Origin of the sequence: Streptomyces sp. CB02058 (genome assembly GCF_001905505.1) — a bacterium.
Classification (GTDB): Bacteria; Actinomycetota; Actinomycetes; order Streptomycetales; family Streptomycetaceae; genus Streptomyces.
Genome location: NZ_LIPG01000005.1, coordinates 183,272 through 195,155, shown reverse-complemented (window position 1 = coordinate 195,155; position 11,884 = coordinate 183,272). Strand labels below are relative to the sequence as shown.

Here is an 11,884-nt window from a genome sequence, read left to right as displayed (position 1 = left end):
CTCAGCCGGTCCTGGTGTACGTCAGGCTGTCGCCGGTGGCCGTGGTCTCCCGGCGGAGTTCGTCGTCGGACAGCAGCGTGAGGACGGTCGGCCGGCCCGGCGTGCAGGAGGACATCGGTTCGCCCGAGGTGACCCGGGAGGGCCCGATGGAGACGGACTCGCCGGATGCCGGGGCCGTCACCAGATCGGCCTCGAACTCGCAGTGGTAGGTGGCGCCGTTGTCGAGGGGGCCCTCGACGGTGAGGGACAGGACGGGGTCGCCGGTGCCGCCCTGCCGGATGACGAGTTGACGGGTCGACGCTCCCGCACCGTCGCCGACGCTCCCGGACCAGGTGCCCAGATAGCCGGAGGGGACCGAGCCCTTCGCGCTCTTCCCGTCCTGGCCGGTGCCGTCGGCCTCCGTCCCGTCGGCCGACGAGGCGGTACCGGTGGGAACCGCCGTGCGGTCGGAGGCCGTTCCGCCCTTGTCCCCGCCCACCATGAGGGCGTAGACGCCCCAGGCCGCCCCCACCGCCACGAGCACCGCGACGGCGAACAGCAGCAGGACGGCGCCCGCGCCCCGGTTGCGCTCGGGAGCGGGCACGGGCGCGGGTGCCGCCGTGGGGAAGCCGCCCGGCGGAGCGCCGTACGGCGGGGTGGGCCCGTAGCCGTATCCGTAGGCAGGGACGGGCTGGTGCGGATAGCCGTACGAGGGCGGCGGGGTCCCCTGCGGTCCGACCAGCGTCGGGCCCCCCTGAGCGGCGCCGGGCGGTCCCACGGGCGCGTACGGGACGGGCTGCACGGGGGCGGCGGGCGCGGTCTGGACGGGCGGCGCGTGGGGTGCGGACCGGGGCGGCGTGTGCGGAGCGGGAGGCGCCGGCTGTACGGCCGCTGCCCCGGCGGGTGGCGCCTGGCCGGGCGGGATGCCCTCCTCCGGGTCCTCGGAGTCCAGCAGTTCCACCGCGTGCCGCCCCAGCTGGGCGAGCAGTGCCCCGGGCAGCCACGGCTCCGCCGAGTCCGTGTCGCCGAGCCGCTCCAGGACGGCGTCGGTGGTGGGCCGCGCGGCCGGATCCTTCGTCAGGCAGTCCTGGATCAGCTCCACGAGGTCCACCGGTACGCCCGTGAGGTCCGGGTCCTCCTGCGCGATCCGGAAGAGCATCGCGTGGACCTGACTGTCCGCCATGCCGAAGGGCTGCCGGCCGGTCGCGGCGTACGCGAGCACGGAGCCGAGGCAGAAGACGTCGCAGGCGGGCGTCACGCGCTCGCCCCGCACCTGCTCGGGCGACATGAATCCGGGGGAGCCGACCATCGCCCCCGTGCGGGTGAGGCCGCCGTCGGAGACGGTGTCCAGGACGCGTGCGATGCCGAAGTCGATGACCCGGGGGCCGTCGATCGTCAGCAGGATGTTGGACGGCTTCAGGTCACGGTGGATCAGCCCGGCACGGTGGATGTCCTGCAGCGCCCCCGCGAGCCCCGCGCCCAGGGCACGGACCGAGCGTTCGGGAAGCGGGCCGTACGCCCCCGACTCGGCCGCGGGCACGCCCCGGAGCCCCGACACGACGCGCTGCAGCGAAGGCCCTGCGACGTAACCCGTGGCCACCCAGGGCACTCTGTCGTCCACGTCGGCGTCGAGCACCGGCGCGGTCCAGGCGCCGCCGACCTTCCGGGCGGCCTGCACCTCCGCGCGGAAGCGGTCGCGGAAGTGCTGCTGTTCGGCGAGATCGGGGCGGATCAGCTTGATGGCGACGGTGCGGCCCCGCTCCGAGCGGGCCAGGAAGACCTGGCCCATCCCGCCCGCGCCGAGACGCCCCAGCAACCGGTAGGTGCCGATGCGTTGCGGGTCGCCGGAGCTGAGCTTCTCCATGTGCGCTTCCTCCCCCGTTCGGTCATGGAAGACCGTGGTCGAGAATAGCGGCGCCCGGCGCGGCTGCCCCCCTCAGTCCCCGGTGCCTTCCGGCGTCCGCCCGGCCGCCGAGGTGACGGTGTCCATCGCCTCCGCCAGCCGCTCCAGCACCCGGACGGTCCGCGCGAACTCCTCCTCGCCCAGCTCCTCGGCCAGCCGCTCCGCGAAGTCCGCGTGCGCGGGGCCTATCCGGCTCACCGCCGCCCGGCCCTCCCCGGTGGGGCGGAGCAGTTTGGCCCGCCGGTGGGCCGGGTTCGCGACGTACTCGGCGAGCCCCTGGGCCACCAGCAGATCGGCGATCCGCTGGACGCTCTGGCGGGTGATCCCCATCGCGCGGGCGATCCCCGACACCGGGAGCGGCTCGGTCAGCACAGCGCCGAGCACCTGCCACCGGGCCGCCGTGAGCCCGGCGGGACCGGCCAGTTCCTCGGCGACGGACAGGAAGCGGCCGTTGAGCCGGAACACCCCGATCGCGGTACGGCTGAAGTGGTCCTGGTTCCCGGAGCTCATCCCTGGAGCACCTCGTAGGCGCTCGGGTCCGAGTCGTGGAAGAGGCGGTACCAGGCGTCCAGCTTCTTCGGCTCGTACACCCCGAGCAGTCCGAGGATCTCGCGGGCGAAGGCGACCGGCTCGGTCGGCCCCGCCGTGACGAGGGCGCCGCGGGACACCCCGCCGGTGTCCGTCACCGCGTCGGCCTCGATGTAGTGCGCGCCGCCCGTGTACCCCGTGGCCGCGAGGTAGAAGGACACCGCGCTCGTGTGGCGCCGGTCGTCGAGCAGCCCTTCGCGGGCCAGCCCAGCCGTCGCCCCGCAGATGGCCGCGACCGGCACACCCGCGTCCAGGAAGGTCCGCGCGGCGCGGGCGAAGGGGGCGAGGTCGTCGCCGTTGTCCCAGAGGGAGGCACCGGTGAGGAGGAGCAGCGAACTCCCGCGGGGGTCCAGCTCGTCCAGCGCGAGGTCGGGCTGGACGCGGAGCCCGCCCATGGTGGTGACCGGCGCGGTGGTGGGGCCGACGGTCCGCACCGTGTGGCCGTGCTGGGTGAGATGCGCCGTGGCGAAGCCCGGCTCCCAGTCGGCGAAGGTGTCGTAGACGGCCAGGTGAACGGTCGTGCTGGTCATGGTGACCTCCGGTGAACGGAACGCTGACCTCGTTGGAAGGCTTATGACAGAAGGCTGTCATGATGGCAGCATGCTGTCAATGGGGGAGTCCCCGGCACCGTGCGGAGGGCCGCCGGCCCGGACCCGACACCCTGCCGAGCCGAGCGGCCCACGCCATACACAGTGGTCATGGAAGGCGGGCCGCCCCGCCGCCTACGCTCGCCGCATGACCCTCGATGCCTCTCGCGCCCCGTACGCCGACTCCGCGGCCGGCGCGGCCGTGAAAGCGGCCGACCGCGCGCACGTGTTCCACTCCTGGTCCGCCCAGGGCCTGATCGACCCGCTCGCCGTCGCCGGCGCCGAGGGGGCGTACTTCTGGGACTACGACGGCAACCGCTACCTGGACTTCACCAGCGGTCTCGTCTTCACCAACATCGGCTACCAGCACCCCGCGGTCGTCGCCGCGATCCAGGAACAGGCGGGCAGGCTGGCCACGTTCGCACCCGCCTTCGCCGTCGAGGCTCGCTCCGAGGCCGCACGCCTCATCGCCGAACGGACCCCCGGCGACCTGGACAAGATCTTCTTCACCAACGGCGGCGCCGAGGCCGTCGAGAACGCCGTCCGCATGGCCCGGCTGCACACCGGACGCCCGAAGGCGCTCTCCGCCTACCGCTCGTACCACGGTGCCACCGCCGCGGCGATCAACCTCACCGGCGACCCGCGCCGCTGGGCGTCGGACAGCGGCTCGGCGGGTGTCGTCCGTTTCTGGGCGCCGTTCCTCTACCGCTCCCCGTTCTACGCGCAGACCGAGGCCGAGGAGTGCGCCCGCGCCCTCCAGCACCTTGAGGACACGATCGCCTTCGAAGGTCCGGCGACCGTCGCGGCCGTCGTCCTGGAGTCCATCCCCGGCACGGCGGGCATCATGACACCGCCGCCCGGCTATCTCGCGGGCGTCCGCGAGATCTGCGACCGGTACGGGATCGTCCTCGTGCTGGACGAGGTGATGGCCGGCTTCGGGCGCACCGGGAAGTGGTTCGCCGCCGACCACGACGGGGTCGTACCGGACCTGCTGACGTTCGCGAAGGGCGTCAACTCCGGTTACGTGCCGCTCGGTGGCGTCGCCATCAGCGCCGAGATCGCCGCCACCTTCGAGACCCGCCCGTACCCCGGCGGACTCACCTACTCCGGGCACCCGCTCGCCTGCGCCGCCGCCGTCGCCACGATCAAGGTCATGGAGGAGGAGCGGATCGTCGAGAGCGCCGCACACCTCGGGGAGCACGTGCTCGGCCCCGGTCTGCGCGAGATCGCCGAGCGCCACCCGTCCGTCGGCGAGGTCCGCGGGCTCGGTGCGTTCTGGGCGCTGGAGCTCGTCCGGGACCGGGAGACCCGCGAGCCGCTGGTGCCGTACAACGCGACCGGCGAGGCGAACGCGCCGATGGCGGCCTTCGGCGCGGCCTGCAAGCGGAACGGCCTCTGGCCCTTCATCAACATGAACCGCACCCATGTCGTGCCCGCCTGCAACATCTCGGAGGCGGAGGCGAAGGAGGGGCTCGCCGCCCTGGACGCCGCCCTCTCGGTCGCCGACGAACACACCGTGTAGGCCACACGGGACATGACCCCCTCCCCGTGCCCGGAACCGGGCACACCCCTGGCTTAAGGTGACCCGGAGCCGACAAGGGGAGGGGCGTCATGGGTGCGAGCGGAGGTGTGACCCGCAGCACGCTGCGGCAGCAGATCGCCGACGCACTGCGTGACGAGGTGCTCGCGGGGCGTCTGCAGCCGCGGGTGGAGTTCACCGTCAAGCAGATCGCCGAGCAGTACGGGGTGTCGGCGACGCCCGTCAGGGAAGCGCTCTTCGACCTCTCCGCGCAGGGGCTGCTCGAATCGGACCAGCACCGCGGCTTCCGGGTCCGCGAATTCACCGTCGCCGACTACCGGTCGATGGTGGAGGCGCGCGCCCTGGTCATAGACGGGGTGTTCCGGGGGATCTTCGACGGGACCGGATCGGCGCCCGTCCTGCTCGGGGCGCACCACGCGGCCCTCGTCTCCGTACGCCGCAGGGCCGAGGAGGCCGCGCGGGCGGCGCGCGGCGGTGACCTCGACATCCTCATCGGCTACGACCTGCGGTTCTGGCGCGAGCTCGGGGCGGTCGTCGGCAACGTCTACATCACCGACTTCCTGCAACGGCTGCGGATGCAGGCATGGGTCTTCGCGGTGCCGTACCTGCGCGGGGACGCCGATGTGCGCGACTGGCTGTGGAACGGCCACCAGGAGCTGGTGGAGGCGATCACGGCCGCCGACGGCCCCGCCGTGCGCGCGGTGCTGGACGACTACTACGCGCACGGGCTGAACTGGGCGGACCGGCTGGCGGCCGGAAACCCCCCGCACCCGGGCCACGGGAGCTGACCGCACGTTCCGGCCGCACGTCCTGGCCAGGAGCGGGCGGCGGTGCGTCCCGGCCGCGGCGGCCGGCCGCACGTCCCGGCCAGGGGGACCGCACGTCCTGCCCGTGGCCTGTGCGCGGGGTCCCGGTCGCATTACGCTGTCCCGACCACCGCACGAACCCGTTGGAGAGCGAGACTTCGTGGCCTGTGACCTGTGGCTGGTCCCCCTCGTCGATGTGCTGTGCCACAGCCCCGACAATCCGTTCGCCGAAGAGATCGCCGTCTACGACAAGGCGTTGACCGAGGCGGGGCTGCCGCCCGTACCCGTCTACGCCTACATGCCGGGCCTCACCGGGGACGTCGCCCCGGTCGCCGGCTTCGACTACGACGCGCTGCACTTCCTGCGCCGCGCCTATCTGCTCCAGCTGAGCGGACTCGCCGTCACCCCCGTCGACGAACTCGGCGGGGACTACGAGCAGTTGCTGGAGATGTTCGAGCAGAGCGCGCAGGAGTCGCACCTGGTCTGGCACTACGACCACGCCGGGGCGTACGTCCCGCTGGACTTCCCCCATCCACTCTCCGACGACCAACTGCTGGAGGGCGGCGGGCCGCTGGGCTCCTCGCACGGTCTGCTGCGGGAGCTGGAGTTCGTCGCGCCGTCCATCGGCATCGACCCGGCCAACCCGCCGGCCGCGCCGCTCCCGCCCGCCGGGCCGACCGACCTGGAGGAACCGGCCGCCCCGGTTCCGTACGACGACAATCCGTTCGCCCGGGAGCGGCACGTCTGGCTGGGTCTGCACGCGGCGGCCACGCGCAGCCTCGCGCAGGGCTCGATGATCATCTTCAGCTGACCGGCGGCCCTCCGGGCCCGGGAGGACGGCCGGCTCCCTCGCGGACCGGCCGCCGACCGGACCGGTGGCCCCCCGGACCCGCCCCGTTCACCGGGGCGGCTCCGGGGGCCGCTGGCGCGGCATGTTCGGCCGGGTCAGCGAGGGCATCGTGAGCCGGCCGGGTGCGGAACCCTGCTCGGGGCGGCCGCCCGTCCCGCCGGACACCAGTGACTGCATCCCCATGGGCGCGGGTCCGGCGCGGAACTCCACCATCCAGTCCGCCGTCTCCATGCGGACCAGCTCGGTGATGTCCTCCGAGAAGCGGCGCAGCACTCCCAGGCACCGTTCCGCGGCCTCGCTGGCCGTGCCCTCCGTCGGGCCGAGCATCTCCCGCACGCACTCGGAGGCCCAGTCGAACTGGAGCACCTGGAGGCGCCGCTGCACGGCCTGCGCCGTCGCGAGATTCCTTATCCAGCCCGAGGTCAGCCCGAAGTACCGGTCGCAGGCCATGCAGGCGGCGCCCAGCAGCAGCGAGAGATAGCCCAGGCCCGCCGACCCGTGCAGTTCCCCGGTCAGGTCGAGCAGCGGGAGGGCCGCGCCCGCGACCACCCCGGCCGCGGTGCCGAAGCGGAGCAGCCTGGCCGTGCGCCGCTTGCGGACGCGGTCGCGGAGATACCAGTCGGCGGTCTCCAGGGCGCCGGCCTCGACCCAGCGGTAGAGCTCGTCGAGCCGTTCCGCGGGTTCGCCCCAGTCGCCGAGGGGGAAGGCGCGGCCGGTCAGGTCCCGGGGGCCCGAACCGTAGCGCGAAGCGGACCGTTCGGTTCCGGTGCCGGCACCGGGTCCCGCGCCGGACTCCTTGCGGGGCGGCCCTTCGGGCTGCATCTCCGGCTGACTCACCGGGGCACTCCTCTGCACTCTGCGTTCGGCGCGTATCGACGCGGGACCGGCACGGGTTCTCTGTCACGGAAGGGACGGATCTCCGGCATATGACCGGGGCCCCACCCGTGTAACTCTGCGTTACCTTTGATGTGCGTATGGGTACGGCTACGCATGCTCTTCCTACCGCCGAATGGTGGGCCATGGGGTCGAAATCGCGGGATTCCCGGGTGTGCACGGCCTCTGGTCAGGTATAGGAGCACGCCAGGCGCCTTTCAGAACTCACCCGAAAGAGTTGGTCCCCTGCGGGTGGGGCGAGGCGTCCGGCGAGCACGTAGGCTCGGCATACCGAAACAATCCGTTGTCGAAATGCCAGGAGTGACCGTGATTCCCGGTGGTGGCCAGCCCAACATGCAGCAGCTGCTCCAGCAGGCCCAGAAGATGCAGCAGGATCTTGCCGCGGCCCAGGAGGAACTGGCCAGGACCGAGGTCGAGGGACAGGCGGGCGGTGGCCTCGTGAAGGCGACCGTGACCGGGTCCGGCGAGCTCCGTGCCCTGGTCATCGACCCGAGCGCCGTGGACCCGGAGGACACCGAGACGCTCGCCGATCTCGTGGTCGCGGCCGTCCAGGCGGCGAACGAGAACGCGCAGCAGCTCCAGCAGCAGAAGCTCGGCCCGCTGGCCCAGGGTCTGGGCGGCGGCGCCATGCCGGGCCTCCCGTTCTGACCCCTGTGGCTACCTGCTCGTACCGGCTACGGTACGAGCAGGAAAAAGGAAAGGCGTTCCGTTGTACGAAGGCGTGGTTCAGGAGCTCATCGACGAGCTGGGCAGGCTGCCGGGCGTCGGTCCCAAGAGCGCGCAGCGGATCGCCTTCCACGTCCTCCAGGCCGAGCCCACCGATGTGCGCCGTCTGGCCCACGCCCTCCTCGAGGTGAAGGACAAGGTCCGCTTCTGCGAGGTCTGCGGCAACGTTGCGCAGCAGGAGCAGTGCGGCATCTGCCGGGACGCCCGCCGCGACCGCACGGTCATCTGCGTGGTCGAGGAGCCGAAGGACGTCGTCGCGATCGAGCGGACCCGTGAGTTCCGGGGCCGCTACCACGTGCTCGGCGGCGCGATCAGCCCGATCGAGGGCGTCGGCCCCGACGACCTGCGCATCAGGGAGCTGCTGGCCCGGCTCGCGGACGGCTCCATCACGGAGCTGATCCTCGCGACGGACCCCAACCTGGAGGGCGAGGCCACCGCGACGTACCTCGCCAGGATGGTCAAGCCGATGGGCCTGCGGGTCACGCGCCTGGCCAGCGGACTCCCGGTGGGCGGCGACCTCGAGTACGCGGACGAGGTCACCCTCGGCCGCGCCTTCGAGGGGAGGCGGCTGCTCGATGTCTGACCGGGCGTCCGACTGTGGCTTCACGGTCGGCGGCGCTATGTTCTACCCACCGTTCGCGACCGTGCCCACGGGAGGTCCCCTCGATGTCTGACGCCACGCTGAACTCCGTCACGCAGGACCCGGACGACTTCGCCGTCCAGATCGCGGACCAGATCAAGACGTTCATCGTCGCGGTCGGCGAGGTCTCCAAGGCCGAGGAGCCCGAAGAGGCGGTCCCGGTCCTGCTCCTCCAGGTCTCCCAGCTGCTGCTGGCCGGCGGCAGACTCGGCGCGTACGAGGACATCCTCCCGGACGAGCGCTACGAGCCGGACCTGGGTCCCGAGCCGGACGCCGACGGGCTGCGCGAGCGCTTCGCGGAGCTCCTGGAGCCGATCGACGTCTACTCCGAGGTCTTCGACCCGTACGAGCCCCGCAAGCCCCCCGTGCCGCACCGCATCTCCGACGACCTGGCCGACCTGGTCACGGACCTCGGGCACGGTCTCGCGCACTACGAGGCGGACCGCACGGCCGAGGCCATGTGGTGGTGGCAGTTCTCGTACTTCTCCAACTGGGGCTCCACCGCCTCGGCGGCGCTGCGCGCCCTTCAGTCCCTGATCGCCCACATCCGGCTGAACCAGCCGCTCCAGGAGCTCGACGGCCTGGACACCGACCAGGACCCGGGCGACGGGGACCTGGCGGAGGAGGCGGGCCGTGTGATGGCGGAGGAGATCGCGGGTCCGCTGGGCCTGCGGCCGGTTCTGTAGCCGCTCCCGGCGCTCCCGCCGGCCCTGGTTGGCGGCCGTGGGTCCCCAGGGCCGCCACGCCGCTCCTGGGGGCCCTGGGGACCCCGTGGCCGCTGTGTCCTGGGACACAAACAGGCGTGCGGCTGAGGAGAGTGGGGCAGCAGCCCGGTACGAGCAGTTCGGAGCGACACGCCGTACCGGGTGGTGGGCGGGACATCTCACCATATGGTATCGACGGGTCGATTCCGGGCTGCTCGTTAAACTGAGCCGACCGCACCATTATTGAGCGAGGAGCGCACGTGGGCCTTGTCGTGCAGAAGTACGGAGGCTCCTCCGTAGCCGATGCCGAAGGCATCAAGCGTGTTGCCAAGCGAGTCGTCGACGCCAAGAAGAACGGCAACCAGGTGGTTGTCGTGGTGTCCGCGATGGGCGACACGACGGACGAGTTGATCGATCTCGCCGAGCAGGTATCCCCGATGCCTGCCGGGCGTGAGTTCGACATGCTGCTGACCGCCGGAGAGCGGATCTCCATGGCCCTGCTGGCGATGGCGATCAAAAACCTGGGCCACGAGGCCCAGTCGTTCACGGGTAGCCAGGCCGGTGTCATAACCGACTCGGTCCACAACAAAGCGCGCATCATCGATGTCACGCCGGGCCGCATCCGGACCTCGATCGACGAGGGCAACATCGCCATCGTCGCCGGGTTCCAGGGCGTGAGCCAGGAGGGCAAGAACATCACCACCCTCGGCCGCGGCGGGTCGGACACGACTGCCGTCGCGCTGGCCGCGGCGCTGGACGCCGAGGTCTGTGAGATCTACACCGATGTGGACGGTGTCTTCACCGCCGACCCCCGGGTCGTGAAGAAGGCCCGGAAGATCGACTGGATCTCCTTCGAGGACATGCTGGAGCTGGCGGCGTCCGGCTCCAAGGTGCTGCTGCACCGCTGCGTCGAGTACGCACGCCGTTACAACATCCCGATCCACGTCCGCTCGTCCTTCTCGGGACTCCGCGGAACCTGGGTCAGCAACGAGCCGCAAGGGGACCAGCAGGTGGAGCACGCCATCATCTCCGGAGTCGCCCACGACGTCTCCGAGGCCAAGGTCACGGTCGTCGGCGTGCCCGACAAGCCGGGCGAGGCCGCGGCGATCTTCCGCACCATCGCGGACGCCGAGATCAACATGGACATGGTGGTGCAGAACGTCTCCGCCGCCTCGACCGGGCTGACGGACATCACGTTCACCCTGCCCAAGTCGGAGGGCCGCAAGGCCATCGACGCCCTGGAGCGGAACCGCGCCGGCATCGGCTTCGAGTCCCTGCGCTACGACGATCAGATCGCGAAGATCTCGCTCGTCGGCGCGGGCATGAAGACCAACCCCGGTGTCACGGCGGGCTTCTTCGAGGCGCTGTCCGACGTCGGCGTGAACATCGAGCTCATCTCGACGTCCGAGATCCGCATCTCCGTGGTCACCCGTGTCGACGACGTCAACGAGGCCGTGCGCGCCGTGCACACCGCCTTCGGTCTCGACAGCGACTCCGACGAGGCGGTCGTCTACGGGGGCACCGGCCGATGACCGCGCGCCGCCCTTCGCTCGCGGTCGTCGGCGCGACCGGGGCGATCGGCGGCGTCATGCTCCAGATCCTTTCGCAGCACGCGGACGTCTGGGGCGAGGTCAGACTGATCGCCTCCCCGCGTGCGGCCGGCACGAAGCTGGTCGTACGCGGTGAGGAGGCGGAGGTCCTCGCGCTCACCGAGGACGTTTTCGACGGGGTGGACGTGGCCCTGTTCCTGGTGCCGGACGAGGTGTCCGCCCGGTGGGGTCCCGTCGCCGCCGCCCGTGGCGCCGTGGTCGTGGACGACTCGGCGACCTTCCGGCTGGACGACGACGTTCCCCTGGTCGTCCCCGAGATCAACCCGCATGCCGCGCGGCTGAGGCCGCGCGGCATCGTCGCGTCCCCGAACTGCACGACGCTCTCGCTGATCGTCGCGGTCGGCGCGCTGCACGCCGAATTCGGGCTGCGGGAGCTGATCGTCTCGTCCTACCAGGCGGTGAGCGGTGCGGGCCGGGACGGCGTCGCCGCGCTCCGCGAACAGCTCGCCCTGGTCGCGGGCACGGAGCTGGGCACACGCCCCGGAGACGTACGGCGGGCCCTGGGCGACGGGGACGAGAACCCTTTCGCCGCCCCGGTGGCGCTGAACGTGGTGCCTTGGGCCGGCACCGACGCCGGGGACGGCTGGTCCTCCGAGGAACTCGCGATCCGCCAGGAGTGCCGGAAAGTCCTGGGACTGCCGGACCTCAAGGTGACGGCGACCTGTGTGTACGTACCCGTCGTCGCGACGCACTCCATGTCCGTGCACGCCCGCTTCGAGAACGAGGTGGCCGTGGACCGGGCGCACGAGATCCTGGCGACCGCGCCCGGCGTGGTGCTCTTCGACAATCCGGCGGCCGGTGACTTCCCCACGCCGTCCGATGTCGTGGGCACCGATCCCACCTGGGTGGGGCGCGTGAGACGTTCGATGGACGACGCGCACGCCATCGAGATGTTCATCTGCGGAGATAATCTCCGAAAAGGCGCGGCTCTGAACGTGGCCCAGATCGCCGAATCCGTGGCCGGGGAATTCACTCGGGTCTGATCGAATCTTCTTTGTAGAATCTGTGTGCGCCCTGTGGGCAATCAGCTGGTCTGAACCTCTTGAGCTGGGGCGTT

General features: G+C 71.6%; 12 protein-coding genes. 8 read left to right on the top strand and 4 right to left on the bottom strand.

Annotation, left to right across the window (positions count from 1 at the left end):
* Nucleotide 1: 1 nt before the first annotated feature.
* From AMK10_RS25810 to AMK10_RS25800, 3 genes are all read right to left on the bottom strand, one after another.
* Nucleotides 2-1,843: a serine/threonine-protein kinase gene (locus AMK10_RS25810; RefSeq protein WP_073750352.1), complete on the bottom strand. Its 1,842-nt coding sequence runs from the start codon at nt 1,841-1,843 to the stop codon at nt 2-4.
* A gap of 72 nt (nt 1,844-1,915) precedes the next feature.
* Nucleotides 1,916-2,392: a MarR family winged helix-turn-helix transcriptional regulator gene (locus AMK10_RS25805; protein WP_073750351.1), complete on the bottom strand. Its 477-nt coding sequence runs from the start codon at nt 2,390-2,392 to the stop codon at nt 1,916-1,918.
* The gene (locus AMK10_RS25800) at nt 2,389-3,000 is read right to left on the bottom strand and encodes a DJ-1/PfpI family protein (RefSeq protein WP_073750350.1); all 612 of its coding nucleotides are present in this window, start codon (nt 2,998-3,000) and stop codon (nt 2,389-2,391) included. Before AMK10_RS25800 ends, AMK10_RS25805 begins: the two co-directional genes overlap by 4 nt.
* 205 nt (nt 3,001-3,205) lie before the next feature.
* Between AMK10_RS25800 and AMK10_RS25795 the strand changes: the two genes are divergently transcribed.
* From AMK10_RS25795 to AMK10_RS25785, 3 genes are all read left to right on the top strand, one after another.
* Nucleotides 3,206-4,579 (top strand): aspartate aminotransferase family protein, encoded by a 1,374-nt coding sequence (locus AMK10_RS25795; protein WP_073750349.1) that lies wholly within the window; start codon nt 3,206-3,208, stop codon nt 4,577-4,579.
* An 89-nt stretch (nt 4,580-4,668) separates the two neighbouring features.
* On the top strand, nt 4,669-5,385 hold the full coding sequence (locus AMK10_RS25790; protein ID WP_073750348.1) for a GntR family transcriptional regulator: 717 nt from the start codon (nt 4,669-4,671) through the stop codon (nt 5,383-5,385).
* Nucleotides 5,386-5,563: 178 nt separating this feature from the next.
* Nucleotides 5,564-6,214, top strand: a complete 651-nt coding sequence (locus tag AMK10_RS25785) for a hypothetical protein (RefSeq protein WP_073750347.1) — start codon at nt 5,564-5,566, stop codon at nt 6,212-6,214.
* Nucleotides 6,215-6,301: 87 nt separating this feature from the next.
* On the opposite strand, the gene AMK10_RS25780 is transcribed toward AMK10_RS25785, so the two are convergent.
* The gene (locus tag AMK10_RS25780) at nt 6,302-7,090 is read right to left on the bottom strand and encodes an SLATT domain-containing protein (protein WP_073750346.1); all 789 of its coding nucleotides are present in this window, start codon (nt 7,088-7,090) and stop codon (nt 6,302-6,304) included.
* A gap of 363 nt (nt 7,091-7,453) precedes the next feature.
* Between AMK10_RS25780 and AMK10_RS25775 the strand changes: the two genes are divergently transcribed.
* The 5 genes from AMK10_RS25775 (at nt 7,454) to AMK10_RS25755 (ending at nt 11,810) form a co-directional block, all read left to right on the top strand.
* Entirely contained in the window at nt 7,454-7,795 is a 342-nt protein-coding gene (locus AMK10_RS25775; protein WP_073750345.1) for a YbaB/EbfC family nucleoid-associated protein, read from the top strand.
* 61 nt (nt 7,796-7,856) lie between these two features.
* Entirely contained in the window at nt 7,857-8,456 is a 600-nt protein-coding gene (gene recR / locus AMK10_RS25770) for a recombination mediator RecR (RefSeq protein WP_073750344.1), read from the top strand.
* A gap of 83 nt (nt 8,457-8,539) precedes the next feature.
* Nucleotides 8,540-9,199 carry a DUF5063 domain-containing protein gene (locus AMK10_RS25765; protein WP_073750343.1) on the top strand — a complete coding sequence of 220 codons (660 nt, stop codon included), beginning with the start codon at nt 8,540-8,542 and terminating at the stop codon, nt 9,197-9,199.
* Between the two features lie 278 nt (nt 9,200-9,477).
* Entirely contained in the window at nt 9,478-10,749 is a 1,272-nt protein-coding gene (locus AMK10_RS25760; RefSeq protein WP_073750342.1) for an aspartate kinase, read from the top strand.
* A complete protein-coding gene (locus AMK10_RS25755; protein WP_073750341.1) occupies nt 10,746-11,810 on the top strand; it encodes an aspartate-semialdehyde dehydrogenase in 1,065 nt (354 codons plus the stop codon). Before AMK10_RS25760 ends, AMK10_RS25755 begins: the two co-directional genes overlap by 4 nt.
* Nucleotides 11,811-11,884 lie beyond the last annotated feature (74 nt).